General features: G+C 42.8%; 25 protein-coding genes. 15 read left to right on the top strand and 10 right to left on the bottom strand.

Annotation, left to right across the window (positions count from 1 at the left end):
* The first annotated feature begins 190 nt into the window (after positions 1-190).
* Complete coding sequence (gene sppA, locus GPLA_RS08665; RefSeq protein WP_007104499.1) at positions 191-2050, top strand: signal peptide peptidase SppA; 1860 nt, start codon at positions 191-193, stop codon at positions 2048-2050.
* Positions 2051-2132: 82 nt separating this feature from the next.
* Complete coding sequence (locus GPLA_RS08660; protein WP_153810548.1) at positions 2133-2642, top strand: SprT family zinc-dependent metalloprotease; 510 nt, start codon at positions 2133-2135, stop codon at positions 2640-2642.
* A 15-nt stretch (positions 2643-2657) separates the two neighbouring features.
* Here the strand turns inward: GPLA_RS08660 and yfbV are convergent, their stop codons facing one another.
* On the bottom strand, positions 2658-3104 hold the full coding sequence (yfbV, locus tag GPLA_RS08655; RefSeq protein ID WP_040514264.1) for a terminus macrodomain insulation protein YfbV: 447 nt from the start codon (positions 3102-3104) through the stop codon (positions 2658-2660).
* 254 nt (positions 3105-3358) lie between these two features.
* On the opposite strand from yfbV, the gene trxB reads away from it, so the two are divergent.
* The 4 genes from trxB (at position 3359) to infA (ending at position 6061) form a co-directional block, all read left to right on the top strand.
* Entirely contained in the window at positions 3359-4309 is a 951-nt protein-coding gene (trxB, locus tag GPLA_RS08650) for a thioredoxin-disulfide reductase (RefSeq protein WP_007104495.1), read from the top strand.
* Between the two features lie 51 nt (positions 4310-4360).
* Complete coding sequence (gene aat, locus GPLA_RS08645) at positions 4361-5059, top strand: leucyl/phenylalanyl-tRNA--protein transferase (protein ID WP_007104494.1); 699 nt, start codon at positions 4361-4363, stop codon at positions 5057-5059.
* A gap of 5 nt (positions 5060-5064) precedes the next feature.
* Complete coding sequence (locus GPLA_RS08640; RefSeq protein WP_007104493.1) at positions 5065-5760, top strand: arginyltransferase; 696 nt, start codon at positions 5065-5067, stop codon at positions 5758-5760.
* Between the two features lie 82 nt (positions 5761-5842).
* On the top strand, positions 5843-6061 hold the full coding sequence (gene infA, locus GPLA_RS08635; RefSeq protein WP_006990869.1) for a translation initiation factor IF-1: 219 nt from the start codon (positions 5843-5845) through the stop codon (positions 6059-6061).
* A 101-nt stretch (positions 6062-6162) separates the two neighbouring features.
* Here the strand turns inward: infA and clpA are convergent, their stop codons facing one another.
* Both clpA and clpS read right to left on the bottom strand, forming a co-directional pair.
* Positions 6163-8430, bottom strand: a complete 2268-nt coding sequence (gene clpA / locus GPLA_RS08630; protein ID WP_007104492.1) for an ATP-dependent Clp protease ATP-binding subunit ClpA — start codon at positions 8428-8430, stop codon at positions 6163-6165.
* A gap of 20 nt (positions 8431-8450) precedes the next feature.
* Positions 8451-8771: an ATP-dependent Clp protease adapter ClpS gene (gene clpS, locus GPLA_RS08625; RefSeq protein ID WP_007104491.1), complete on the bottom strand. Its 321-nt coding sequence runs from the start codon at positions 8769-8771 to the stop codon at positions 8451-8453.
* A 200-nt stretch (positions 8772-8971) separates the two neighbouring features.
* Between clpS and cspD the strand changes: the two genes are divergently transcribed.
* Positions 8972-9190 carry a cold shock domain-containing protein CspD gene (cspD, locus tag GPLA_RS08620; protein WP_006990872.1) on the top strand — a complete coding sequence of 73 codons (219 nt, stop codon included), beginning with the start codon at positions 8972-8974 and terminating at the stop codon, positions 9188-9190.
* Between the two features lie 60 nt (positions 9191-9250).
* On the opposite strand, the gene GPLA_RS08615 is transcribed toward cspD, so the two are convergent.
* Positions 9251-11482, bottom strand: a complete 2232-nt coding sequence (locus GPLA_RS08615) for an NADP-dependent isocitrate dehydrogenase (protein WP_007104489.1) — start codon at positions 11480-11482, stop codon at positions 9251-9253.
* A gap of 226 nt (positions 11483-11708) precedes the next feature.
* Here GPLA_RS08615 and GPLA_RS08610 point away from each other — a divergent pair, with 226 nt between their 5' ends.
* The 6 genes from GPLA_RS08610 (at position 11709) to GPLA_RS08585 (ending at position 18251) form a co-directional block, all read left to right on the top strand.
* Positions 11709-12287: a pseudouridine synthase gene (locus GPLA_RS08610; RefSeq protein WP_007104488.1), complete on the top strand. Its 579-nt coding sequence runs from the start codon at positions 11709-11711 to the stop codon at positions 12285-12287.
* 112 nt (positions 12288-12399) lie between these two features.
* Entirely contained in the window at positions 12400-13533 is a 1134-nt protein-coding gene (gene mnmA, locus GPLA_RS08605) for a tRNA 2-thiouridine(34) synthase MnmA (protein ID WP_040514260.1), read from the top strand.
* Positions 13533-14192, top strand: coding sequence for a high frequency lysogenization protein HflD (hflD, locus tag GPLA_RS08600; RefSeq protein WP_007104485.1), 660 nt, complete (start codon positions 13533-13535; stop codon positions 14190-14192). Before mnmA ends, hflD begins: the two co-directional genes overlap by 1 nt.
* 13 nt (positions 14193-14205) lie before the next feature.
* Positions 14206-15573, top strand: coding sequence for an adenylosuccinate lyase (purB, locus tag GPLA_RS08595; RefSeq protein WP_007104484.1), 1368 nt, complete (start codon positions 14206-14208; stop codon positions 15571-15573).
* Between the two features lie 217 nt (positions 15574-15790).
* Positions 15791-17011 carry an adenylate/guanylate cyclase domain-containing protein gene (locus GPLA_RS08590; RefSeq protein WP_007104483.1) on the top strand — a complete coding sequence of 407 codons (1221 nt, stop codon included), beginning with the start codon at positions 15791-15793 and terminating at the stop codon, positions 17009-17011.
* A complete protein-coding gene (locus GPLA_RS08585; protein WP_226993073.1) occupies positions 17001-18251 on the top strand; it encodes a cupin domain-containing protein in 1251 nt (416 codons plus the stop codon). Before GPLA_RS08590 ends, GPLA_RS08585 begins: the two co-directional genes overlap by 11 nt.
* A gap of 53 nt (positions 18252-18304) precedes the next feature.
* Here the strand turns inward: GPLA_RS08585 and GPLA_RS08580 are convergent, their stop codons facing one another.
* The 6 genes from GPLA_RS08580 to GPLA_RS08555 all read right to left on the bottom strand — a co-directional run bounded on the left by GPLA_RS08580 (position 18305) and on the right by GPLA_RS08555 (position 23377).
* Positions 18305-19219 carry a DMT family transporter gene (locus GPLA_RS08580; protein ID WP_007104481.1) on the bottom strand — a complete coding sequence of 305 codons (915 nt, stop codon included), beginning with the start codon at positions 19217-19219 and terminating at the stop codon, positions 18305-18307.
* A gap of 6 nt (positions 19220-19225) precedes the next feature.
* Positions 19226-20068, bottom strand: a complete 843-nt coding sequence (locus GPLA_RS08575; RefSeq protein ID WP_007104480.1) for a DUF6279 family lipoprotein — start codon at positions 20066-20068, stop codon at positions 19226-19228.
* A gap of 116 nt (positions 20069-20184) precedes the next feature.
* Positions 20185-21003: a LytR/AlgR family response regulator transcription factor gene (locus GPLA_RS08570; protein WP_007104479.1), complete on the bottom strand. Its 819-nt coding sequence runs from the start codon at positions 21001-21003 to the stop codon at positions 20185-20187.
* Positions 20993-22075: a sensor histidine kinase gene (locus GPLA_RS08565; protein ID WP_007104478.1), complete on the bottom strand. Its 1083-nt coding sequence runs from the start codon at positions 22073-22075 to the stop codon at positions 20993-20995. Before GPLA_RS08565 ends, GPLA_RS08570 begins: the two co-directional genes overlap by 11 nt.
* A gap of 126 nt (positions 22076-22201) precedes the next feature.
* Positions 22202-22663, bottom strand: coding sequence for an Mpo1 family 2-hydroxy fatty acid dioxygenase (locus GPLA_RS08560; protein ID WP_007104477.1), 462 nt, complete (start codon positions 22661-22663; stop codon positions 22202-22204).
* Between the two features lie 93 nt (positions 22664-22756).
* Complete coding sequence (locus GPLA_RS08555) at positions 22757-23377, bottom strand: PilZ domain-containing protein (protein ID WP_040514306.1); 621 nt, start codon at positions 23375-23377, stop codon at positions 22757-22759.
* Positions 23378-23590: 213 nt separating this feature from the next.
* Here GPLA_RS08555 and GPLA_RS08550 point away from each other — a divergent pair, with 213 nt between their 5' ends.
* Positions 23591-25450, top strand: coding sequence for a M61 family metallopeptidase (locus GPLA_RS08550; protein WP_007104474.1), 1860 nt, complete (start codon positions 23591-23593; stop codon positions 25448-25450).
* Positions 25451-25695: 245 nt separating this feature from the next.
* Complete coding sequence (add, locus tag GPLA_RS08545; RefSeq protein WP_007104473.1) at positions 25696-26733, top strand: adenosine deaminase; 1038 nt, start codon at positions 25696-25698, stop codon at positions 26731-26733.
* Positions 26734-26833: the final 100 nt, after the last annotated feature.

Genomic DNA, 26833 nt, shown 5'->3' with positions numbered 1-26833 from the left:
CATCTCCGCAATAGCCTGAGTGCCAAGTCTTTTGCTTTGAAAAAGTAAATTTCACTAAAATGACGCTAACGTTTAATTATATGTACTAAAAAGCAGCATAAGTTACATTAATTTACACTTGTGGATTCTAAGATGATCGGATTTTGGTTAGGATGCAGCATCGTTTTTAAGTAAGTGAACCAATATTCATATGTCAACCGATAAAAGTTGGACCAAGTCACTGTTTAGCGGCATTTGGTCAGTACTCAATTTTAGCCGTAAGCTTTTCTTTAATATAATATTTTTAATTATTTTCATTGGGATTATCTCTGTGTTCTTCCGAGATAATGGGCAGATAGGTGTGCAACAAGATTCTGCGCTGGTGCTCAACCTCAAGGGTGATATTGTTATCCAAAAGCATGCAATTGATCCTTTTGAAGCGTTCATGCAAGAAGCGTTGGGACAAGCTGACGAAAAACCTGAAGTTTTGTTACAAGATATATTGCTAACAATAGACAACGCCAAACAAGATCAACGCATTAAAGCGTTAGTGCTGGACTTGCAGGAACTCAATGGCGCTGGCTTAGATAAGCTTGAACAAATTACGCAAGCCATTGATGACTTCAAGCTTAGCGACAAACCTGTTTATGCTATAGGTGACTATTACACCCAGGAGCAATATTACATTGCCAGCCATGCGGACCAAGTCTACATGAATCCAATGGGTTGGATGTTATTTGAAGGCTATGGCCGTTTTGGGATGTACTACAAATCAGCACTGGATAAAATTAAAGCCACCACCCATGTATTCAAAGTAGGCACGTACAAATCAGCGGTTGAACCCATTTTACGGGATGATATGTCTCAACCCGCAAAAGAAGCCAACAAAGCATGGTTAAATGCTATGTGGACACAATACAAAAACAGTGTTGCCCATGCGCGAGGATTGTCACCAAGCAACTTTGACGAGAAAGTGGAAGGCTTCATGGTCAAGTTTGAAAATGCTAACGGTGATTTCGCCCAGTACGCATTGGACAATGGTTGGGTTGATGGATTAAAAACCCGAGAACAAGTGTTACAAGAACTTGTTTCAATCGTGGGTAAAGATGACTCTCCGCGCGGCTACAAACATATTGCGTTTAAGCACTATCTGCACATTGTTAACCCACCCTTGCCCCACATGAGTGGAAATATTGACAAAGTGGGCGTAATCGTGGCCAAAGGTACAATTTTAAACGGTGAACAAAAACCAGGTACGGTTGGCGGTGACAGCACAGCTGAATTATTGCGAAAAGCCCGCTTAGATGACAACATCAAATCTGTTGTGCTGTATGTTGACTCACCAGGTGGCAGTGCGTTTGCTTCTGAAATCATCCGCCAAGAAGTCGAAAACCTCAAAGCTGCTGGCAAACCTGTCGTGGCCCTAATGAGCACATATGCAGCCTCCGGTGGTTATTGGATTTCAGCCAGTGCTGATGAAATTTGGGCTGCACCAAGCACCATTACCGGATCAATCGGCATTTTTGGTATGTTCCTCAGTTTTGAAAATACCTTAGACTACTTGGGTGTTCATACTGATGGCGTAGGCACGACCGATTTTGCAGGTATGGGAATTACCCGTGGTATCGACCCTAAAATGGGACAAGTTTTACAACGTAGCATAGAACATGGTTATGACCAGTTCATTAGCTTAGTCGCGAACGAGCGTCACATGAGTAAAGACGATGTTGATAGTATCGCCCAAGGTCGAGTGTGGATTGGTGAAACGGCACTCGAATTGAACTTAGTGGATCACCTAGGTTATATCGATGACGCCATTTCGGCTGCTGCTAAACGCGCCAACCTCTCAGAATATGACGTAACGTATGTTGAGCGGACGTTAAATAGCAGCGAATTGTTCTGGAACCAACTGTTTGCAAAAGCGTCCGTTATGCTTGCACAAACACAATTCGCCCAAAGTGACAGCAAACTTATTAGTTTAATCAGTAAAGTAACCGCTGATTTTGATAATGTAGTGAAACTAAACGACCCCCGTGGTGTATATGCTTTCTGCTTGACCTGCGATATTTAATAATCTTAATACAACACGCAGCACCCGAAACTATGTTGTTTATAGGTGCTGCGTTTGAATTTAGATCTAGATGTTTTTTCCAATGAAACCACTCCCCTTAACCCATCTTACACCCGTCCATATGCAATCAAACATCACGGCTAGAGTTATCGCTTGCATAGAACACGCAAACCGCCAATTAAACATACGTTTACCTGAGCCCAAAATCAGCTTTAATCAACGAGGGAAAATTGCTGGCTGTGCACGCTTGCAAACCAATGAACTAAGGTTCAACCCTGTCCTTCTAACAGATAATTTCACGGCTTTTATGGAGGAAGTTGTGCCCCATGAAGTGTGTCACCTCGTAGCTTACAACGTATACGGACGGGTAAAGCCCCATGGAAAACAATGGCAAGGATTAATGGAGCATTTATTCGGGTTAACGGGACACACCTACCATAAAATGGACGTGACTAAGGTAACGGGTAAAACATTTGCTTATCTGTGCTTGTGTGGTCAGGTTGAGCTAAGTATACGGCGACACAACAAAATTTTACGCCAACAACAGCGCTATATTTGCCGTCAATGTAATGAAGTTTTACGGCCATCTTAAACGTAAAAGCGGGATTCAGAACCAGCGCTGGGTAAATGCCTTGTCCAAATCATCAAATGCGGTTTTAAGTAAATCTGCTAATTCTTTGTATTTAGGCCGAGGTTTCACATTTGCCACTCGGCATCCCTGCTGTTGCATTTTATAATGAATATCGCGATACCAACTTAACGTTGATGGCGGTAACCACTGATTTGCTCTATGCCCAAGCCACAATAAGCCTTGTACCGGAATGGATAAGAAAAAGATGCCCATGGCAACAGCATTAGGCAAGGTTTCTACGCCGGTTACCGAATAAGCCGAAGCAACGGTTAACACAGCCAATGGCGGCATAGTTTTGATGGCAAATTTAGTAGCGGATATCACCCTACATTCAGGAAATAACGGGTACAATTCCTTCCTGATTGGCCATGTCTGCATATATTCCTGACCATCTTTGAACATTGTGAAAACGGTTTGAGCCATGAGTAACCTGCTGTTTAAGAACCAATGTGTAAGGCATGCTAAGGATTTTAGCGAAAAGTTCACCCTTTAGAAAGTAAACGATATGATTAGTTCGTGCTAAATACGATAGAAATATTACATATAGCAAATTTATTATCCCATAAAGATTGAAAGTTGCCTGTCTAGACGCATTTCTATGCGTAATGAGGGGGAACCTCTTTACCTAATTGGCACTATTGCATAAAATCGCCCACAAATTCATTTTGGAGACATTCATGTCTGAATCAAGACACGTAAAATTACTCATTTTAGGCTCAGGCCCAGCAGGCTACTCTGCGGCAGTTTATGCGGCACGAGCAAATTTGAATCCGGTACTGTTAACGGGTATTCAACAAGGGGGTCAACTTACCACTACCACCGAAGTGGAAAACTGGCCAGGTGATGCAAGTGGGTTAACGGGTCCTGATTTAATGGTGCGTATGCAACAACACGCCGAAAAATTTGATACCGAAATTATTTTTGATCATATTAGTAAGACCGATTTCAGCAAACGTCCATTTACATTAGTCGGCGATCAAGCCACTTATACTTGTGATGCATTGATTATTTGCACCGGTGCTTCGGCGAAATATTTGGGAATGGAATCAGAAACCGCATTCATGGGTAAAGGCGTATCAGCGTGTGCAACCTGTGACGGATTTTTTTATCGTAATCAAAAAGTAGCGGTAATTGGTGGCGGTAACACAGCTGTTGAAGAAGCACTTTATCTTTCAAACATCGCCTCAGAAGTTCATGTAATTCATAGACGTGACACTTTCAGAAGTGAGAAAATTTTGTCCCAGCGCCTGCTAGACAAAGCGGAAAATGGTAATGTGACACTGCACCTCAATAGCACTCTTGACGAAGTACTTGGAGATCAAATGGGTGTCACAGGAGTGCGTATAAGATCCACCACTTCTGATGAAAGTAAAGAATTGGATGTCATGGGATTATTTGTCGCCATTGGTCATCAACCCAATACCGGTATTTTCGAAGGGCAACTAGAGATGCACGACGGCTATATTAAAGTGAATAGTGGCACTGCGGGCAATGCGACCCAAACCAGCGTTGAAGGCGTATTTGCAGCCGGTGATGTGAGTGATCATGTATACCGCCAAGCGATTACTTCAGCAGGGACAGGCTGCATGGCTGCTCTTGATGCTGAGAAATTCTTAGACGCGCAATAAGCCCGTTTTATTAGGCCTCGCAAGAGGCCTGTTTACTGCTATTGAGTCAGTATGATTGAACTTTTTCAATTAGATAGTTCCCTACACTTCCCCCCTCCAGCCCACGCCTTAGACGAGCCTCCTGGTTTACTTGCTTTTGGTGGTGATTTGTCGGTTAACCGATTAATACATGCCTATCAGCATGGGATTTTTCCTTGGTTTAGTATCAATGAACCTATTTTATGGTGGTCACCCAATCCCAGAGGTATTTTGCCACTAAGCAATTTTACTGTTTCTAAAAGTCTGGCAAAATTTATCCGTAAAAGTCCCTATCGCGTCACCGTAAATCATAGCTTTGAGCGTGTTATTCATGCCTGTGCTAAGGTGCCTCGTCAAGCATCAGGTACCTGGATAACGCAAAACATGATCGATGCCTATATCACTTTGCATCATCATGGCAGCGCCCATTCAATCGAAGTATGGGACAGTAAGGAATTAATTGGCGGTTTGTATGGCGTCACGCCTGGTAATCTATTTTGCGGCGAATCCATGTTTCATTACGCGACGAATGCATCGAAGCTTGCTATGTTTCATTTAGTCGCACTGCTGCGTGAAAGTGGCGGCGAATTTATTGATTGTCAGTTACAAAACGACCATCTGGCCAGTTTGGGATGTATAGAAATCCCCAGAAATCAGTTTCTAAACAAACTCAAAGTGGCCGTCAAACAACCGATAAATCATCTATTATGGCAACCTAGGGAATTAACCTAAACACAATGAAATTCGGTATCAGTCAAAGTTTTGCCTGTAGTTACCTATCCGATGAACAAGAGACGCTCCTAGTATATGCTGAAGAATCAGATCACAGCACTTACTATGAAATGCTCATGGGTGCAGGTTTTCGCCGCAGCGGCACACAAATTTATCGCCCGCACTGCGCATCCTGTCATGCTTGTCAGGCAATTCGTATTCCCGTTAATAACTTCACACCTTCTCGCAGCCAAAAGCGTATTCTGAATCGTAATAGCGACATCAAGGTTGTATTGAGCGAAGAGGACAAGGCGCATTATTACCCCTTATATGAAAACTACATTAATTCTCGCCATCAAGATGGCAGTATGTATCCCGCGACCCCTGAACAATATGCAAGCTTTGCCCATGGACAATGGCTAAACCCACTTTATGTTGAGCTGCATCTAGAAGGTGAACTTATCGGCATCGCCGTGACGGATCCATTGGAAAAGGCGCTGTCGGCCGTTTACACTTTTTTCAAGCCATCCTTAGCGCAACGCTCTCTCGGAACTTTCGCAGTGTTGCAACAGATAGCAATTGCAAAACGTTTAAACAAACAGCATCTATATTTGGGCTACCAGATTGATCGCTGTCAAAAAATGCAATATAAGCGCAATTTTTTGCCCCACGAACGTTTTATTGGCCAAAAATGGCAGCTAATTACAAAAAAAGACTGGTAAAGCTTTACACTGAGGTGGTTATTGGGCAAAATCTGCGCGGAATTTTTGAGACTTATTTTATTGATAGAGGTAACAGAGCTACATGGCGAAAGAAGATTGTATTGAAATGGAAGGTACAGTGTTGGATACCCTTCCAAATACTATGTTTCGTGTCGAATTAGAAAACGGTCACGTTGTTACTGCACATATTTCAGGAAAGATGCGTAAGAACTATATCCGCATCTTAACAGGCGACAAAGTAACATGTGAAATGACGCCATATGATTTATCGAAGGGCCGTATTATTTACCGCGCTCGTTAGTATACAGAAAACGAAAAGGCCCAATGTTGCATGACATTGGGCCTTTTTCTATGTCTGAAATTGGGTGTTTAGCAGTTTCCCCCAAACACCAAATGACTTAATTAAGCTTCAGACTTTTCTTTTTTCAATGCTTTGAAGGTAAATACCAGCTTTTTGTTTTTCAGGGAAATTTTCACACTACCACCCTGACTCAATTCCCCGAACAGTAATTCACTGGCTAATTCTTTTTTAACATGCTGTTGAATAACGCGTGACATGGGCCGTGCCCCCATATTTCGATCATAGCCCTGTTCAGCTAACCATTGTCTTGCATCGTTCGTTACATCAAGAGACACGCCCTTATTGTCCAACTGAACCTGTAACTCAACAATAAATTTATCAACCACTTGCAGAATCACGTCTTTTTCTAAGTGATTAAACCAGACGATTGCATCCAAACGGTTTCTAAACTCAGGTGTAAAGACCTTGTTGATTTCAGACATAGCATCGTGGCTGTGATCTTGCTGCTTGAAGCCAATGGACGTACGTATCGTTTCTTGCACACCCGCATTCGTCGTCATGACTAACACTACGTTGCGAAAATCAACCTTGCGCCCATTATTATCCGTCAACGTTCCGTGATCCATCACTTGTAATAAAATATTAAATACATCCGGATGCGCTTTTTCAATTTCATCTAACAACACAACCGAGTGTGGATTTTTAATCACTGCGTCAGTTAATAAACCACCTTGATCAAAACCGACATAACCGGGAGGTGCACCAATTAGGCGACTCACAGCATGACGTTCCATATATTCCGACATATCAAAGCGTAATAACTCAACTCCCATGATATTCGACAGCTGCTGGGTAATTTCGGTTTTACCGACCCCAGTCGGCCCAGCAAACAAGAAGCTACCAATCGGTTTTGTTTCAGTGCCTAAGCCGGCTCGTGACAAACGAATAGCGTCAGTTAAGGTGTCGATAGCTTGATCTTGACCAAACACAACAAGTTTTAGATCTCTATCTAGGTTCTTCAAAGACTCTTTGTCACTAGAAGAAACTGACTTTTCAGGAATACGCGCTATTTTTGAAATAATATGTTCAATGTCAGTCACACCAATGGTTTTCTTGCGCTTAGAAGGCGGTAACAAGCGTTGGCTTGCCCCCGCTTCATCCATCACATCAATTGCTTTATCTGGCAAATGGCGCTCATTGATATACTTTGCCGATAGCTCAGCAGCTGCACGTAACGCTTTATGCGTAAAACGCACACTGTGATGCTCTTCGTAGCGCGACTTCAATCCCATCAAAATTTTCGTTGTATCTGCTACTGAAGGCTCAATCACGTCGATTTTTTGGAAACGACGCGCTAAAGCACGATCTTTCTCAAAAATACCTTGGTATTCTTGGTACGTCGTGGATCCCATGCAGCGAAGTTCTCCACTGCTTAATTTAGGTTTCAATAAGTTTGATGCATCCATCACACCACCCGATGCAGCACCGGCACCAATAATAGTGTGAATTTCATCAATGAATAAAATAGCGTCTGGATCTTTAGCCAACTCTTTCAAGATACCTTTAAGGCGCTTCTCGAAGTCACCACGGTACTTAGTACCCGCAAGTAGGGTTCCCATATCCAAAGAGTAGATTATGGCGTTAGCGATGACGTCAGGCACATCATTGTGAATTATTCTAAAAGCTAACCCTTCAGCAATAGCCGTTTTACCTACACCAGCTTCACCGACCAATAATGGATTGTTTTTGCGTCGACGACAAAGTATCTGAATACTGCGCTCGACTTCAAAGTCACGGCCGATAAGTGGGTCGATTTTTCCTTCTTTCGCCAGTGCATTTAAATTGGTCGCATACTGGTCCAACATGGATGAACCAGCTTCTTGACTCGTTCCTTCTTCATCTTGTTCCACAGAATGAGGACTTTCCTCATCACTTTTTGACACGCCGTGAGAAATAAAGTTAACCACATCAAGACGTGTTACATCCGCTTTCTTCAAAATATACACAGCTTGCGATTCTTGCTCACTAAAGATAGCAACGAGTACATTCGCGCCGGTTACTTCTTCTTTCCCCGACGACTGAACGTGAAATACTGCTCGCTGCAATACTCGCTGAAAACCTAGCGTGGGCTGGGTTTCTCGTTCATTATTTGCGTCTTCAAGCAACAAAGGTGTTGTGTCTTTAACAAAATCGGTGAGTTCTTTCTTAATCACGTCGACATTCGCGCCACAGGCTTGAAGCGCTTCGGTTGCGGAGCCATTGTCGAGCAAGGCTAATAGAAGATGCTCGACTGTCATGAATTCGTGTCTATGCTCTCTGGCAAAGATAAACGCTTCATTTAACGTTTGTTCTAATTCTTTATTTAACATTTTTAGACCCTCTTACTGCGCTAAACCTGTTCCATAGTACACATCAACGGATGTTGATGCTTCTTGGCATACTGGGTGACTTGCATGACTTTCGTTTCGGCAATTTCAGCGGTAAAAACACCGCAAACCGCTCGACCACGATAATGCACAGTCAACATAATTTGATGAGCTTTCTCTGAGTCTAGATTAAAAAACCGAACCAATACTTCGATTACGAAATCCATTGGTGTGTAATCATCGTTATTCAGCAAAACTTTATACATGGGTGGTGGCGCTAACTTTTGCTTAACCGTGTCTAGCTGCTTTTCGCGCTCAATATTAATAGTGTTATCTTTGCTCATAATAAGAAGAATAGTGCCCTTAGTGCAAATTTTGCAGTTTTATTAGCAATTGTTTAATTATCAATTTACCTTGACAAAAACAGGTTAAAAAATCTACATTTTCTAGTGCGACATCTGTTATTTTAACATTTTCGCCTTCCCCATAGTTCATTGTGGGGATAAATATGCGTCAGTTCAAGGGATTAAAAGGAAGCAGAAGTATGGCTGTTGGCAAAGTAAAATGGTTTAACAATGCAAAAGGGTTCGGTTTTATCGTTCCAGAAGATGGGGGTGATGATATTTTTGCCCATTACTCTACGATTCAAATGGAAGGTTACCGCTCTTTAAAAGCAGGGCAAGAAGTGAAATACGACGTACAGCAAGGACCGAAAGGTCTGCACGCTGAAAACATCGATTTTAACGGTGAGCCCGAACAATAAAAATTGAGCATAAAAAAAGCAGACCTTAGGGTCTGCTTTTTTATATCTAATTAAAATTTATTATTTAAATTCTTTTAGGATGGTGTTCAAAGTTTCACTTGGGCACATTGCTTTAGTCAGTAATGCGTCGTCAGGGAAATAATATCCACCAATATCTTCAGGTGATCCTTGAGTTCCATCGATTTCAGTCATGATTTTCGCTTCATTTTTGCTTAACACTGCAAATAACGGTGCAAATTTGGCCGCTAATCCAGCATCATCACTTTGGGTTGATAATGCTTCAGCCCAATACATGGCCAAGTAGAAATGGCTACCACGGTTATCAAGTTGACCCGCTTTACGTTGCGGAGACTTGCCTTCGTTCAACAACTTTTCAGTTGCGCCATCAAGCGCTTTAGCTAAAATTTTAGCTTTAGTGTTGTCATTTTTAATGGCGAGATCTTCAATTGATACCGCAATTGCCAAAAACTCACCCAGCGAATCCCAACGTAAATGTCCTTCTTCAACAAATTGCTGAACATGCTTTGGAGCACTGCCGCCTGCACCCGTTTCGAATAAACCACCACCGGCCATTAATGGCACGATAGAAAGCATCTTAGCACTGGTGCCTAATTCTAAAATGGGGAACAAATCGGTAAGATAGTCACGTAATACGTTACCCGTTACTGAAATAGTATCCAGGCCACGAAGTGCACGTTCCATTGAATAACGGATAGCACGTACAGGTGCCATAATCTCAATGTGTAACCCATCCGTATCGTGATCTTTCAGATACCCAGTCACTTTTTCAATTAATTGCGCATCGTGAGCACGTTCATCGTCTAACCAAAATATGGCCGGATCGCCTGACTGACGAGCACGGTTGACTGCAAGTTTTACCCAATCTTGAATAGGCGCGTCTTTCGCCTGGCACATACGCCAGATATCGCCTTCTTCAACATCATGCTCAATCAATGCATTTTCGTCTTGGTCGATAATGCGCACAACACCCGCACCAGTCATTTCAAATGTTTTATCATGAGAACCATATTCTTCTGCTTTTTGCGCCATCAAACCTACGTTTGATACTGAACCCATAGTGGTGGGATCAAACGCGCCGTGGGTCTTACAGAAGTTAATCATCTCTTGGTAAATTGTGGCGTATGTACTTTCAGGAATAACGGCTTTAGTATCGTGCAATTTTCCATCAGGACCCCACATTTGACCAGAAGAACGGATCATAGCAGGCATGGACGCGTCAACAATAACGTCGCTTGGTACGTGCAGATTTGAAATACCTTTGTCTGAGTTAACCATCGCAATCGGAGGACGGTCAGCATAACAAGCATTAATATCAGATTGAATTTCAGCACGCTGAGACTCAGGCAAAGTCGCTATCTTGTCGTAAACACTGCCTAAACCATTGTTTGCATCAACACCTAACTCTTCAAAAAGAGCAGCATGTTTTTCGAATAATTTCTTATAAAAAACTTTAACGCAATGGCCGAATACGATGGGATGAGATACTTTCATCATCGTCGCTTTTACGTGTAGAGAGAAAAGAATACCCGTTTGCTTAGCATCTTCAATCTGCTCTTCGAAGAACTCACACAGGGCTTTTTTGCTCATGAACATGCCGTCTATCACTTCGCCGGCCAACAAGTCAACGCGAGGCTTTAACACTTTCACTTGACCATTCTTATCCGTAAATTCGATACGTACATGGCCCGCTTTAGCCACTGTTACTGATTTCTCACCTGAGTAAAAGTCGCCGCCGCGCATATGGGCAACGTGTGTTTGTGAAGCTTGGCTCCACTCACCCATTGAGTGTGGATTTTTACGCGCATAGCTTTTTACTGCTTTAGGTGCTCGGCGATCAGAGTTACCTTCACGTAAAACTGGGTTAACGGCACTGCCCAGTACTTTTGAGTAACGTGCTTCAATGTCTTTTTCTTCATCGGTAGACGGATCTTCAGGGTAAGCTGGAACGTTAAACCCTTTGTCATTTAATTCTTTAATCGCCGCTTTAAGTTGCGGTTTGGACGCACTGATGTTCGGTAATTTAATGATGTTCGTTGCTGCATCTTGTGTGAGTTCGCCAAGTTCTGCTAGAGCATCAGGTACTTTCTGCTCGTCACTCAAATAATCAGCAAAATTGGCCAAGATACGCGCCGCTAAGGAAATATCACTAAGTTCGATTTCGATATCAGCAGATGAAGCGAATGACTCGACTATGGGCAGCAAAGAATAAGTTGCTAGCGCTGGTGCTTCATCAGTTTTCGTATAGATAATCTTTGACTTCTGAGTTGTCATTATATACCTCAAATGTTGCGGTAGAGAGCTACCGGATTAGTGTAGACTGGTAAAAGCACAATAGTTGCTGCTAAATATCCGTCATTTAGTAAATTTATCAGGAATTAATACATCTGATCCTGACATCAGGGTAAAGTTACATTGAAAAATTAGCTGGAAGATAATAAACAATTCATCGCAGAGTGCAAAATAACTCAGCCGTTTTATTCATAATAAGTTACAAGAAATGAACATTGATCAATCTAAAAAGCCCAAAAAGCCATTTGGCGGTACAAAAATCGTACTATTCAATAAACCTTTTAACGTATTGACTCAGTTTACCGATGCCACTGGTCGTCAAACCTTAAAAGACTATATTCCCATTGCTGATGTTTATGCCGCAGGTCGTTTAGATAAAGACAGTGAAGGGCTATTGCTGTTGACAAATGACGGTAAGCTTCAGAGCAAACTTACGGATCCAAAAAATAAAACCAGCAAAACTTATTGGGTACAAGTCGAAGGGATCCCCAGCGATGTGCAACTTCAAGCATTGCGCGATGGAATTGCATTAAAAGATGGCACGACACGTCCAGCTAAAGTCGAAAAAATGGAAGAACCCGACGTTTGGGTACGCAATCCCCCTGTGCGCTTTCGTCAATCTATTCCCACTAGCTGGCTGTCAATTACCATAAGTGAGGGCAAGAATCGACAAGTTCGACGTATGACTGCCCATATAGGTTTTCCAACTTTACGACTAATACGCTATCGCATTGGCAACTGGACGTTAGACGGGATTCAAAATGGTCACTATGTTGAATTAGCGTAACGCCCAACCTATCTCAACATATTGTGACATATTACGCGCAGAATCCAGATGACCTGTGCGTTGATATTTGCTAATATTCGCCACCATTTTTATAGAAACTTTGTTATTTATCATGTCTTATGTCCATTCCCTTAGTGCCTCCGAGTTAGCCAGCAACAGCCAAAAAAAGGTTATTGTTGGTATGTCTGGTGGTGTCGACTCTTCCGTTTCAGCCTACATTTTGCTGCAACAAGGCTACCAAGTGGAAGGCCTTTTCATGAAGAATTGGGAAGAAGACGACAATGACGAATACTGTGCTGCTGCAGATGACTTGAAAGATGCTCAGGCAGTTGCAGATAAACTTGGTATCGAATTACACCAAATTAATTTTGCCGCTGAGTATTGGGACAACGTATTCGAGTATTTTCTAGAAGAATATAAATCCGGACGCACACCTAACCCGGATATCATGTGCAATAAAGAAATCAAGTTTAAAGCATTTTTAGAGTTCGCTGCTGAAGAACTCGAAGCTAACTATATTGCCACTGGACACTACGTGCGCCGTCGGCAAGTCAATGGCCACTGGCAAATGCTACGCGGTATGGATGACAATAAAGATCAAAGTTATTTCCTGTATACACTGGGTGAGCAACACGTCGCCCAGACATTATTTCCCATTGGCGACATTGAAAAACCACAAGTACGTGAAATCGCACAAGAGCAAGGGTTGATCACCCATGACAAAAAAGACAGCACAGGTATTTGTTTCATTGGCGAGCGCAAGTTCACCGACTTTTTATCACAATACTTGCCTGCACAACCAGGCGTAATAGAAACCCCAGAAGGGCAAGAAATTGGCCAGCACCAAGGATTGATGTATCACACCTTAGGCCAACGTAAAGGCTTGATGATTGGGGGCATGAAAGAGTTTGGTGAAGAACCCTGGTATGTTGTGGATAAAGATATGCAACGCAATGTCTTAGTCGTTGGCCAAGGAGCAGACCACCCTCGCCTTTATTCTAATGGTTTAATAGCCAATCAATTGCACTGGGTCGATCGCAACGGCCCGCAGTCGCCAGTGAAATGCACAGTCAAAACACGATATCGTCAACAAGATATTCCTTGTACCCTGACTCCCGATGCTGACGGAAGCGTTACCGTTTTATTCGACAAACCGCAAAAAGCAGTCACTCCGGGTCAGTCAGCAGTCTTTTACGCAGATGAAGTCTGTTTAGGTGGCGGAATAATAGAGAGCTACATTCGTTAATGCAAAATTCGACTAAAAACAGTGTAAATACCAACGAAATTGAGAAATGCATTGCCCTTGCGGGTGTTTGTCAAGCCGCGGCATTGGTTAAACAAGTATCTAAACATGGAAGCTGTGATGAGCAGGCTTTTAAAGCCAGCATTGAAAGTATTATTATTACTGAACCAGACAATACTGAGCAGGTCTACGGACAGTTATCCAACTTAAAAATAGGTTTCGACACGCTTTATGCGCAACTTGGTAATAGCGCTCAACCTAAAGACACTGAAATTACCCGCTATATCGCAAATTTACTGAGTATTGAACGTAAGCTCAGCCGAGCAAACAAACGCTTGAACGAGTTAGGTGACAGAATTAATCACGTTAAACGCCAGCAGCTACATCTTGATCTGTTTGCCGAGCAGATGTTAACTAATCTGGCGAGTATTTATAGTGATATTGTGAGCCCCATCACAGCCAAAATTCAAGTATCCGGTGATCCGCAATTACTCAAGCAGAGCGATAACCAACACAAGGTTCGAGCATTGCTGTTGGCTGGTGTTCGCTCAGCCGTATTGTGGCGCCAACTGGGCGGTAAACGTCGGCACATTTTATTTAACAGGCAGCGCATCCTTGTGTGCGCTGAACAAGCATCAGCGCAAATTAACCAATCACGTTAGGAGCACACATTCCATGCAGTTATCCGCATTAACCGCCGTATCCCCCGTCGATGGACGTTACGCAGAGAAAACCGCTGAGTTACGAAGCATCTTTAGTGAATTCGGTTTACTAAAATACCGGGTACAAGTTGAAGTTCGTTGGTTGCAAAAATTAGCGGCTACCAATCAAATTGAGCAAGTTCCTGCTTTCAGCGTTGAAGCGAATACATTGTTGGACAACATAGTGGCTAAGTTCGACGAAAGCCATGCTAGCCGCATTAAAGAAATTGAACGTACCACTAACCATGATGTTAAAGCGGTTGAGTATTTCTTAAAAGAACAAGTAGCCCAACACGCAGAATTAAACGCAGTGAATGAATTCATTCACTTTGCTTGTACCTCTGAGGACATTAACAACATGTCCCATGCGCTGATGCTAAAAGAAGCCCGCGATAGCGTTATTTTACCCTACTGTGATAAGTTAATCAGTGAGCTTAAGCGCTTAGCGAAAGAATATCAGCGCATCCCTATGATGGCCCGCACCCATGGACAACCTGCATCTCCTACCACTATGGGTAAAGAGATGGCAAACGTGATGTACCGCTTACAACGCCAGCGTGATCAAATCGCTAACGTTACTTTGCTTGGTAAAGTAAATGGTGCAGTGGGCAATTACAACGCTCATATATCTGCTTACCCTAATGTAGATTGGGCTAACTTTGCCGATGAGTTCGTATCAAGCTTGGGGGTGACATTGAACCCATTTACTACCCAGATAGAGCCCCACGATTATATCGCAGAACTTTTTGATGCAATGGCACGCTTTAACACCATACTTATCGATTTTAATCGCGACGTATGGGGTTACATTGCACTCGGCCACTTTAAACAGCGTACCATTGCCGGGGAAATTGGCTCGTCTACCATGCCCCATAAAGTTAACCCCATCGACTTTGAAAACTCTGAAGGTAACTTAGGCTTAGCCAATGCACTATTTGGCCATTTAGCCACTAAATTACCGGTATCTCGTTGGCAACGTGACTTAACCGATTCAACCGTTCTACGCAATCTTGGTGTAGGCGTCGGTTATGCCATTATTGCATATCAAGCAACGTTAAAAGGTATCAGTAAACTACAGGTTAACGAGCAAAGTTTACTTGATGAGTTAAACAATAACTGGGAATTACTCGCAGAACCGATTCAAACTGTCATGCGCCGTTACGGAATCGAAAAGCCGTACGAAAAATTAAAAGATCTCACTCGTGGGAAGAAAGTAAACCAACAAATTATGGCTGAATTTATTGATGGCCTCGACTTGCCTGATGAAGCAAAAGAACAGCTAAAAGCGCTCTCTCCGGCAAATTACATCGGTCAAGCTATCGGGCTCGTTGAACAACTTTAAACGGTTAATTTAGCCTCTCTAATTCTCCGCCTAATACTGCGCGCCACATATAAGCTAACCATAAACGTTACGCCTATATGTGGTGCGGCTATTTGTACGAAATCGTCAAACTAACGATCAACCTTTTGCCTCTTCACACGCTCAATTAAAACTGCCTAAATTTCTATCCTGAATTTTTGACCTATACTATTCAACCTACGGTCAAAAGGAAGGCCCCATGGTCACTCGTATATTGCACACATGGATTTGGTGCGGAATTCGTCCTACTGCTACCAACAACATCAACCCAACACGTATCAGTAACATTCTAAGCCTGATGGTTATTTTTGTATTGGTACTGCAAATTCCTATCGCCATTTATTACTGGCGTTTCGGAGGCGTATTCAAATTAACGTTATTACTGAGCCACAGCGCCCTGTTATTTTTAGTGCCCCTGTTGAATTGGGCTCAATATCAACGAACGGCAAAATTGGCACTGGTCGTTATTTTTATTAGCTATATTGCATGGTCTAGCTTTATTTGGCAGGCCAATGTGCATGTACATTACTATCTGCTTTTAGGAATATTTGTTTGTCCCTTTATTTTCGTTTCACAAGGTTTCACCATGTGGGCATGCATAACCTTTCACGTGGCGGTATTTTTACTGATTGATGGTTATTATGTCTGGCTGATTAATCCACAAAAGCTGTCTGAATATCATCAAATGGTAAGCATTTCGAGCGCCTGTTTCCTCGCATTATCATGCACCTTGACAAGTTTTCATATTGGCAGAAATGTAACTCGAACACAGAGCAAGCTTTCAATCGCTCGACTACGCTCAGAGCGTTTACTACTAAACATCTTGCCCGCATCGATCGCCCAGCGCTTAAAACAGCAAGAAGGTAAAATTGCCGATCATTACGAGCAAGCTTCAATATGTTTTTTAGATTTAGAAAACTTCAGTTTGTCAGCAAAAACATTGAAACCCGAAGAGCTGGTTGACATGCTAGATGATATTTTCAGCCTGTTTGATCAGTTGAGTCAGCTTCACGGATTGGAAAAAATTAAGACTATCGGTGATGGCTACATGGCTGCCGCCGGCGTACCCGACGCTAATAGCTCCCACGCATTGCAATGCTGTGCTTATGCGCTGGCTGCCAAACACGCATTCGCTTCGTTACAAAGCAAATACCAACTAAAAACCGGATTACGTATAGGTATCGGTTCCGGAGAAGTGGTTGCTGGTGTCATTGGGCGCAGCAAATTCTGTTACGATTTGTGGGGCGAAGCTGTTACCCTTGCCGCTCGCATGGAAAGCCATGGTCTCGGTGATCGGATTCAGGTTACCCAATTTACTTACGAGATGGCGAAACATAAATTTCACTTCTGTGCTAGGGGTGAAATATCAGTCAAAGGTTTAGGCCAAATCCAAACTTATTGGTTACTGGGTGAAAAGTAAAAATCCTATCTTGCAAAGTAAACCAAGCACACAATTAACCATTTTCTGCACAAGGGCTGTATTTACGATGTATGTATTTGATAATTTTGACCCTGAGATATTCTTAGACTACCACTGGCAAAAACGCCCCGCCGTTTTTAGACGGACCTTTGCTAAATTTGTCGACCCATTAGACGAGCATGAACTTGCCGGGTTAGCCCAAGACCCGAGAATCGATTCACGGGTTGTCTCTTACACTTCGCCGAACTGGCAGGTTGAGCATGGGCCGATAAATGACTTTGAACAGGCATGTCAGGGTCGATGGAGTTTATTAGTACAAAGTGTTGATCAACATATTAGTGATGCTGATGCATTGATCCGCATGTTTAATTTCATCCCTTATTGGCGCTTAGATGACCTAATGGTTAGCTTTTCAAACGAAGGCGCAGGTGTGGGTCCACACCTTGACCAATATGATGTATTTATTATTCAAGGCAAGGGTAGCCGTCGCTGGAAAGCAGGTGAAAAAGGTGAGTATTCTACTTATCGTCCCCATGCTGACTTGACCCAAATTACCGAATTCGAGCCTACGATAGACGAAGTTCTGTTACCAGGAGATATGATCTATATCCCAGCAGGCTGCCCCCATAACGGCGTCGCTCTTGAAGATTGCATGAACTATTCGGTAGGCTTTAGAGCCCCTACCCAGCAAGACTTATTATCTTCATTGGCAGATTACAGCATCGATTTGGGCCTATTTAAAAAGCGTTATCAAGATGAGAATCTAACGCCGAGACGCGATCCCAGTGAATTGGCCCCATCAGAAATAAACAGTTTTAGAACTATGTTGCACGAAGTCATCGATTCGCCCAAATTCGACCGCTGGTTGAGTTGCCACTTTAGTGATACGCAATTAAATCAAGGATATGATCCCCAGCACAACCCAGATTATTCGCTGGAAGAGATCCTTACCTTGTTTGATCAACACACTGTTTTCGAACGTCAGCCTGGCATTCGGCCCATCTATTTAGCCAAGCATGACCCTGCACAATCCTTAGAAATATTTATTGAGGGTCAAGCGTACTTTGCCCCGGCAAAACATGTGACAGAGGTGCGTAAAATGCTAAAAATGCCCAGTTGGCAGTATAATATAGAAGGTGACGATGCCACGCCGCTGTCAGTTAATCATTTTTGGGTTCACCTTTTGTGCGAACTGGTTAACGCAGGTGCTTGGTTACCCCAAGAAAAGACAGAATTTTAAAGCTATTTTTAGTGTGGCCCCACAACGCGAGCCACACTAAAAAGATTAAGGCGCTATTTGGCTCGGCCCAAAGAAGTCAACATAGAACCGCACACTACTACACCGGCCCCTACGTACGCCCATAGGTCTAGTTCGCTCATGACAAAATGCTCTGGTAACCAGGCCACGGCACACCACATACTGATAAAGGTAAAAATAGGCGCAAGGGCGATAACCGCACTAACTTTTGACGCTTGCCACACACTAAGTGCTTCGGTAAATGCGCCATAACCGACTATGGTATTCACGCAGCAAAACACAAGAGCGGCAAACTGTAGCGCTGTCATTTTCAGTAATTGATCAAGTTGAATAAAGGGCAATAACAGCACCATACCCAGTAGATATATTGTCATGGTTAACTGCCTAGCAGTGAACACTCGCAACAACGGCTTTTGTAATAAGGCGTAGACAGCCCAAGTGGCAGCAGCACCAATCACGTACATGATACCTGTATTAAATTGGTTCAAGGCACCAAATACAGTGTCGAGTCGGTCGTTAAAAAACAGTAACAAACCGGCGAAAATGCACAGGGCTCCAATTTTTTCAATGCCAGACAAACGTTCAGCAAAAAACACGATACCGCCAACCATTAATAAAAATGGCGCAAGCTGCATCACTACTTGTGACGTTTCAGGGTTTAAGTATTCCAACCCTTTTACATTGCCCACATAATTGAGTACCAAAAACAGCGTCGCGAGCACGGTCAACACGCCAAAATACGAAGCAAAGCTGCGCATAACGGGTAACGCGCGCTGCTTGGCTAAAACAACAAAGACAAATATACCGGCAACCAAAAAGCGATACCAGGTAATGGTTGGGGCATCCATTACTTGCAAACAAAGCTTGATAAACACCGGTAATACTCCCCACATAACCGCCGTGAGCAATGACAAACTAAAGCCATACCAATGTTTATTCGAGTCATGCATTACTAATTAATCTTCTTGTAAGTCGGAAATATCATCAATAATGTCTTGCAGCTCATCCATGGCTTTACGTTTTTGTTTAGGGCTTAAGGATGTCGTTAACGCTGCAAGCATAGCGGCGTATACCTGATTATTATGAGCAGACACCAACGCCAGCCCCTCATCCTGATAAGCTTCAGGATGGGTTAATAATGTTAGAAATTTTTGCGCAAAATCAGGCTTGCTGCGTTCTTTTAGTAACATCCCATGTGCTGCCTGCTGAATGCGCTGCCGGTACGTCATCCACAAATCAAAACTGCTTTGAAATTTATCCGTATACGTCACTATGATGTTTTTTTGCTCCGGACTTAACTTGCCGATAAATTCCCGGGCGTTTTCTTGTGTGTCTTTGATATTCTCTGTTAAGCGTTGTTCGAAATTTTTACGTTGGTGTTTTTCAATCCGTTTTTGATTTTGTTTTTCTAATTCAGCAAACATTGTGTTGACCTGTTCATCGCTCAAATGAGGAGCAAGGTGCGCCAATTCAGGGCTAACATGGTCGCGAACGCGCACCCAATGTAGCTTCGCATTATCGAACTGTTGCCCCCATTGTTGAGCACTGATCGTCTCTTGTGACAGTTGCCATTTAATGTGTTCAAGCTGTGCTTTATATTCGCTTAATTCCTCTTGACGATGCCATGTCATCCACTGATCGACATGGCCATCAAGCAATGATTTTTGACGTTTGTCCAACTCGACATAATCATCGATATACCAATACATCAACCAATCGATATTGTTATAGGCAAATTTAGAACTGCACCCTGTCAGTAATATACTTAGGACGCTAAAAAGTAGCAGGTATTTTTTCATCGTAATCTCGTTAACTTTGACTAAAGGAAGCGCCGACACTTCCTCAGCTAGTCATTGGAATATAACCAGTTACTGATGGTAAGTCGTTAATATTATTTGGATTAGTTAAAAAAGCGTTAGCCGTTAATCATGGCCTTAACGTTATCCCGATGGCTTCTGCTCACTTTTAGCTCAGTGCCGTTTGACAAAATTAAGTGGTATTCGCCGCTAATATGGCTAACCAATTTTTGTACAAACTTAATGTTTACGATCGCCGAGCGATGTATACGTACAAATAGACGTGGATCCAATTCTTCTTCAAGCTCTTTCATCGTGCGGCGCATAATATGTGTTTGCTCTAACGCGTGCACACACATGTAGTCTCCCGCAGCATCAATCCACTGAATGTCTGCCAGCTCAACGCGAGTCACTTCTGTACCATCTTTAATGGCTAACACATCAGCGTATTGCGTGGTGCTGATCGATTCACCTATCGCTAAGCGGCGTAAAATATCTTCGCAATCATCGCCGGTAAAATCGGCAACCAACTGCGCTAACGTCTGTTTGTGATCTGATTCGCTGCTTAACGAGACGTGCTTAATCACTTTGTCTACTGCGACTCGCAATCGGCGCTCATCAACAGGCTTTAAAACATAATCAAGGGCATGGGCATCAAAAGCTTTAATGGCGTAGGTGTCATAAGCAGTCACAAAAATAACCATGGGTACAGGCTGATTGAGTTCGCGTAACTTATTGATTACCTGAAATCCATTTAAGCCCGGCATTTGAATATCTAAGAAAATGAGGTCAGGTCGTAGTTGCGGGATCAAGGCTACGGCTTCAATACCGTTTTTACATTGGGCCACAACATTTAACTCATTGAACTCAGCCAAACGCATCGCGAGTCCCTTGCGAGCAAGGGGTTCATCATCAATGATGACAGTATTAATCTTCATGTGGGGCTTCTTGCGTTTCAAATGGAATACGAATGCACACTTTTATACCAGAAGGTTGGCTATTAGAGATACTAAACGAAAAATCATTTTTGTATAACGAGGCTAATCGCTCTTGGATATTTTGTAAGCCTACCCCATTAGCACGGTACATTTGGCCGTTGTCTAAATCTGCTCCCGGGCCGTTGTCAGTGACTTCCAACATCATATCTCGCCCAAATACCTTAGCGGATACCGCTATACAGCCTCCATCTTCTAATTTTGAAATAGCATATTTAATGGCGTTTTCAATCAGCGGCTGCAATATTAGGCTGGGGACCAGTGCATCATTTGCATTGGGCTGAATATCCCAAATCACCGTCAAACGATCTTCGAAGCGCACTTTTTCAATTTCCAAATAAAGCTTAAGCGCCTCTATCTCTTGTCGAAGAGGGACTTTTTTGATCGGATCTTTATCTAACGAATAACGTAAAAAATCACTTAGCCGACTTACCATCGCTTCGGCAGTTTTATTTTCTTTCATTAGAATAAGGGTCGAAATCGCGTTTAATGTATTAAACAAAAAATGTGGGTTTAGCTGATAACGTAACATTTTAATATGTGCTTGATGCGCCATAGTAGAGGCGCGCAGACTGTTTTGCTTTTCTTTTAGCAACATCTGATAGTTCTTAATACCGAAATACAAACCGGTCCAACAGCCAATCATGATCAATGAATTTACCGTGTTAGTGAAATACATATACCACTCTTCAGGACGGTAACCTTTTTTGTATATTTCCCAATAATTGACGTTTTTAACCAATGCCCACATCAGAGCAACAATGTATATGCTGACCACTACGACTGTCAGCATTTTTAGTGGACTGAGCTTCATGGCTCTGGCATAAATATAACGAAGGGGAATAGTAAGCAACCAACCCGCGTAAGCATTTAAAATAATGACAAACAGCCAAACGCTACGCATATCATGCAAGAAAGAACCGATGTAATAGATTACCGCAAATCCACCCCACCCCAAGGTGTGTAGAGTCCAAAACATACGTTCGCGGGTGTCAAATAAAGCTTGCCACTTCATTACAGGAATACCATTAAAATTCAATGAAATACAATTATACGAGAAAGGTTGGCTAAGGTCTTACAGTTGGGCGTGTGCCCTTCCCCGTTTATCGCATATTAGCCAGCAAACGGGGACAAAATTTGTTTAATAAGGAATGTTCATGCGCTTAAGCCAATGCACCCACCACCATGCAGGACCGACTAATAAAAATTGCACATCCTTGAAAAAAGATGGGCTTTTGCCTTCTATTTTGTGACCAATAAACTGCAATATCCACATCACGACAAATAAAGTTAAGCAGACTTCCCAGACTTCGTAACGTGTTCCTTCAAGTAACATAATGCCATATAGCGCCACAACACTGAGCAATGTCATTGCGGCCCCAATGGGGCCGGATAATCTAAAGTAGTAATAAAGCATAGGGACCACTGCTATGTGTGCCCAAGTCACATCAAAATGCAGCAATACTTCAGGCCGAGGGACTGACCACAATAAACCCAATGTCACGAAATATATTGCGGGAACCGCAACGGCGTGAATAAAGATATTCAGTTTATTAGTATGACTGTGGCCATATTCGTTTAACAGCAACTCTATGCGGCGCATGTAAGTTCTCGCTCTTCTTTTAACAATTTATTAACAGCAATATATTGAGCATACCTAAAACCCGAACTTTCGTCTATTGACCTTTTGGCTTGCTCAAGGGACGTCATTATTGATCAGTAGTTGCGATAAAAGCTTAGCCACATCATTTTCTTCGGCACAAAATTGGATCCCAAAATATTGACGAGTATCATCCTCTTTTTTGTTACGCACGTAACCTGACAGACTAATATCGTCTCCTTGTGAATTAGGGATAAGCAATTCAAGTTCTTGATCAATGGCTGGTCGCACACCTTTGGCGTCGCGACCAATACTGATCATGCAGCCCTGATTTGATATATCCCGTACCAAACACGGAACAATATGACTGCGCTCTTGAGTATCAATAATCATGGCGGCAATGCGTGTTTGTGCTCGCTGTTCGGCTCTTAGTCCATGACTTTGTATACTTTCGGGAAAGGAGGTAAAAACCAGCTTAGACGGCTTGGTTATAACAATGGTAATTTTGACTTTAAACGCGACAATTTCTCCGGTTTCATCTTCCAAGATACAGCGCACAATCATACTATTGTTCATGTAAATCGCCCCTCCTAACCCTGCCCACTTACTTTCATCAGGAAAGCGGAAAATCAGGTTACGGTTGCCATCAATGCCAACAAATTCCGTTTTAACCCGTCTTTTTAACGTCGGTGAATGGATCTGCAAATCAACGACCATACCTGGACGCATGGAACGCAATTTAAATAAATCATCGCTTGATAAACCAGAGTTATGTGGCAAGAGTCAGATATCCTGTAAAATCTAAAACAAAGGTATGTCTAATCAGTTCATTTAACGTAAAATTCACCTGAATATAAAGTGTTTTCGAAAAAGTTATCGCTAAGATGACTGAAAATTCCCATCATCTTCGTGTTTTTAAGGTTGCTGCTCATGTCTCAACACTCTGCTGCTATTCATTATACCCTTGACGTTTCATCTCTTGCTGGTCACATTTTAGGGGTGGTGCTGCACATTGATTTACCCTCTTCTGAGGGGCACGTATTATCACTTCCCGCTTGGATACCAGGCAGTTACATGATCCGTGATTTTGCGAAAAATATCGTACAAATCCACGCTGAGGACGAACAGGGTGTTCAGTTAACGCTGCGAAAAAATGACAAGCAAACTTGGCAACTGCCCCCTACGTCCGGTCCAATAAAGGTCCATTATCGTATTTATGCCTTTGACCTTTCGGTGCGTAGCGCATACGTATTTGATGACTTCGCCTTTTTCAACGGCACCAGTACTTTTTTAGCGGTAGAGGAACATCGCAACCAGCCCTGCGGGATAACGCTGATGAAGCCCAAACAAGCACAGTGCTCAAACTGGCGTGTAGCCACCACATTACCCGTGGCGAATAACACACTACATCATGATTTTGGTGATTACCTTGCCGCTGATTACAATGAGCTTATTGATCATCCTATCCTATTGGGTGAATACGACATTGTCCCCTTTGATGTCGTTACTCCCCTGAACCGCACCCCACTAGAAAAAGGAATGCCACCGGCGCATACCTGCCATTTCGAGCTCATACTTGCAGGTGGACATCGCAGCGATACCCAGCGTATCGCCAAGGACTTACGGGCGCTGTGCGCACATCACTTTGCTCTGTTCAATGATGTACCTCCCATTGACCGATATTTATTTATCACTATGCTCACCGGTAAGGATTTTGGTGGTTTGGAGCACATGTCATCCACAGCGTTATTGTATAGCCGTGACGATTTACCCAGCATCGCCCAAGCGGATCATATGCCTGACGGTTATCGTACGTTTTTGAGTTTGTGTAGCCATGAATTTTTGCACACCTGGCACGTCAAGCGCACTAGGCCTGCCGTACTTAAATCAAGTACTCTTGCTGAAGAAGCGTACACCCCGCAATTATGGATCTACGAAGGCTTTACCAGTTATTATGATGATATGAGTTTAGCTCGCAGTCAGGTAACGGATGTTAGCAGCTACCTTGAGGTACTGGGTCAAACGTTAACCCGTTTAGAGCGCAATATCGGTCGTCATAAGCAAACGGTCACCGAATCAAGCTTTGATGCTTGGACCAAGTTCTATCAACAAGATGCCAGTGCAATCAATAACATAGTGAGTTATTACGTAAAAGGGGCTGTCATCGCTCTTTGTCTCGACTTACAAATTCGCTTAACAAGCCAGCACAAACGTAGTCTGGATGATGTTATGCGCTATCTGTGGCAACATCATGGCAAAATTGATGTGGGTACCCCAGACGATATAATTCAGCAAATTATACTCGTGGAATTTGAACTGCCTTTACAGTCATTCATGCACGATGCCCTGTATACAAACAAAGACTTACCGGTACAAAGTCTATTGGAGACATTTGGTGTAAGCCTGCAACGTCGTCCACGGGTTGATGCGAATGATATTGGTGGTAAACCTGCAACTCGCACAAGGCCTAATCATTTTGGTGCAGCCTATAAAGCAGCAGATACCGGCGTCATCATCACCCAAGTAAGCGAAAATACACCTGCTTTTCACGCAGGCCTTCAGGTGGGCGATCAGCTGATTAGTCTGAATGACTGGCAGCTAACAAACACAAACTTACTTGATATCTATGACCACTTCCCTGAAAGCAGCGACTTAGTTATGTTTGTTCTTCGTCATCAACGACTCAAGCAGCTCACGTTAACGATTAATCAGGCTCTGCACGACACGATTTTTCTAACGGTAAACGACGAGCAAAAGTTGCTAAAATGGTTGTCAAACAAGCAAAAGTAACAGTCAAGTGTATCCCTATTAAGGCACGCATTCCCCCAACCAAAACAGTGCACCAGTTTTGCGCAAAGTGTTGCGATTTAAACTATTCTGGTGCACGGGTCCCGCGTTACTATCCATTTTAGTCAACAAGCGCCATAAAAATGCCAAGTTTACACTGGTATTTCTTGGGCATGAACTTTGCTCTGGTGTTCTGTATATATAATCAGTTTGCTACTTAATCAAAATTATCGAAAAGGATTAATCCATTGCACAGCCAACCATTAGATATGCAACAATTCATCAGTGAAATGCCAAAAGCAGAGCTTCATGTTCATCTTGAGGGCACACTTGAACCTGAACTCAGTTTTGCGTTAGCAACAAAGAATAATATTCCGCTGGAGTACAAAACGCCCGAGCAATTAGTTGCGGCCTATGATTTTCATGATCTCCCATCGTTTTTAAAAATCTATTACGCTGGCATGAATGTGCTGATTAACGAAAGTGATTTTTACCAACTTACCTGGGATTATTTAGTTAAAGCAGCCAGTGAAAACATTGTATATGCCGAGCTTTTTTTCGACCCTCAAGCCCATACAAGTCGTGGTGTTAGCTTTGAGACTATTATCACAGGAATTCACAAAGCACAGCTCGATGCTGAGCAAAAGCTGGGGATAAACAGTCAATTAATCATGTGCTTTCTGCGCGAGCTAAGCGCGGAATCTGCAATGGAGCACCTCAAACTCGCCATGCCTTATTTACCTTGGTTAGTCGGGGTAGGACTAGATTCGAACGAAAGGGATAACCCGCCAACAAAATTCGCTGAGGTATTTGCTAAAGCCCGCGCCCTCGATCTTAAACTCACCATGCACTGCGATGTGAACCAGCTAAATACCTTAAACCATATCGAGCAGTGTTTAGATGAGATACAGGTTGACCGTATCGATCACGGCGTGAATGCGCTGCAAGACCCTGTGTTGCTTGAAAAAATCAAACAAAAAAAACTCGGGTTAACCGTATGTCCGATCTCGAATCGCTTTGTGGTCCAGTCATTAACCTCAGCGGAAATTCGTCAGATGCTTGAACACAATATACTGGTCACAATTAACTCTGACGATCCGGCATACTTTCGTGCCTACTTGAACGAAAACTTTATAGAATTACAAAAAGAGGGGCAATTCAGTGCACAGGATATCGTCACCATGGTAGAAAACTCATTTAAGGTGGCTTGGTTAAAAGACAGCGAAATAAACCAATATTTAGCTCAGGTCAGTCAATATACAAAGCAGGCTCAAAAAGCAGCCTAACATCAATCCAGTTAGTTATATCACTGACAAGCAATTCGTTAGTGATATATAAGCTACTGTGCTGAGTGACTATCAATTGTTGTGATGCAAATTTTGATTG

Source organism: Paraglaciecola polaris LMG 21857 (assembly GCF_000315055.1).
GTDB classification, from domain to species: Bacteria; Pseudomonadota; Gammaproteobacteria; order Enterobacterales; family Alteromonadaceae; genus Paraglaciecola; species Paraglaciecola polaris.
Note: the sequence above shows the minus strand (reverse complement) of the source record. Positions and strands in the feature narration are given on the sequence as shown.

Coding starts and splice junctions, on each gene's coding strand:
- sppA (WP_007104499.1), top strand. CDS start 191: ATGTCAACCGATAAAAGTTGGACCAAGTCACTGTTTAGCGGCATTTGG.
- GPLA_RS08660 (WP_153810548.1), top strand. CDS start 2,133: ATGAAACCACTCCCCTTAACCCATCTTACACCCGTCCATATGCAATCA.
- yfbV (WP_040514264.1), bottom strand. CDS start 3,104: ATGGCTCAAACCGTTTTCACAATGTTCAAAGATGGTCAGGAATATATG.
- trxB (WP_007104495.1), top strand. CDS start 3,359: ATGTCTGAATCAAGACACGTAAAATTACTCATTTTAGGCTCAGGCCCA.
- aat (WP_007104494.1), top strand. CDS start 4,361: ATGATTGAACTTTTTCAATTAGATAGTTCCCTACACTTCCCCCCTCCA.
- GPLA_RS08640 (WP_007104493.1), top strand. CDS start 5,065: ATGAAATTCGGTATCAGTCAAAGTTTTGCCTGTAGTTACCTATCCGAT.
- infA (WP_006990869.1), top strand. CDS start 5,843: ATGGCGAAAGAAGATTGTATTGAAATGGAAGGTACAGTGTTGGATACC.
- clpA (WP_007104492.1), bottom strand. CDS start 8,430: ATGTTAAATAAAGAATTAGAACAAACGTTAAATGAAGCGTTTATCTTT.
- clpS (WP_007104491.1), bottom strand. CDS start 8,771: ATGAGCAAAGATAACACTATTAATATTGAGCGCGAAAAGCAGCTAGAC.
- cspD (WP_006990872.1), top strand. CDS start 8,972: ATGGCTGTTGGCAAAGTAAAATGGTTTAACAATGCAAAAGGGTTCGGT.
- GPLA_RS08615 (WP_007104489.1), bottom strand. CDS start 11,482: ATGACAACTCAGAAGTCAAAGATTATCTATACGAAAACTGATGAAGCA.
- GPLA_RS08610 (WP_007104488.1), top strand. CDS start 11,709: ATGAACATTGATCAATCTAAAAAGCCCAAAAAGCCATTTGGCGGTACA.
- mnmA (WP_040514260.1), top strand. CDS start 12,400: ATGTCTTATGTCCATTCCCTTAGTGCCTCCGAGTTAGCCAGCAACAGC.
- hflD (WP_007104485.1), top strand. CDS start 13,533: ATGCAAAATTCGACTAAAAACAGTGTAAATACCAACGAAATTGAGAAA.
- purB (WP_007104484.1), top strand. CDS start 14,206: ATGCAGTTATCCGCATTAACCGCCGTATCCCCCGTCGATGGACGTTAC.
- GPLA_RS08590 (WP_007104483.1), top strand. CDS start 15,791: ATGGTCACTCGTATATTGCACACATGGATTTGGTGCGGAATTCGTCCT.
- GPLA_RS08580 (WP_007104481.1), bottom strand. CDS start 19,219: ATGCATGACTCGAATAAACATTGGTATGGCTTTAGTTTGTCATTGCTC.
- GPLA_RS08575 (WP_007104480.1), bottom strand. CDS start 20,068: ATGAAAAAATACCTGCTACTTTTTAGCGTCCTAAGTATATTACTGACA.
- GPLA_RS08570 (WP_007104479.1), bottom strand. CDS start 21,003: ATGAAGATTAATACTGTCATCATTGATGATGAACCCCTTGCTCGCAAG.
- GPLA_RS08565 (WP_007104478.1), bottom strand. CDS start 22,075: ATGAAGTGGCAAGCTTTATTTGACACCCGCGAACGTATGTTTTGGACT.
- GPLA_RS08560 (WP_007104477.1), bottom strand. CDS start 22,663: ATGCGCCGCATAGAGTTGCTGTTAAACGAATATGGCCACAGTCATACT.
- GPLA_RS08555 (WP_040514306.1), bottom strand. CDS start 23,377: ATGGTCGTTGATTTGCAGATCCATTCACCGACGTTAAAAAGACGGGTT.
- GPLA_RS08550 (WP_007104474.1), top strand. CDS start 23,591: ATGTCTCAACACTCTGCTGCTATTCATTATACCCTTGACGTTTCATCT.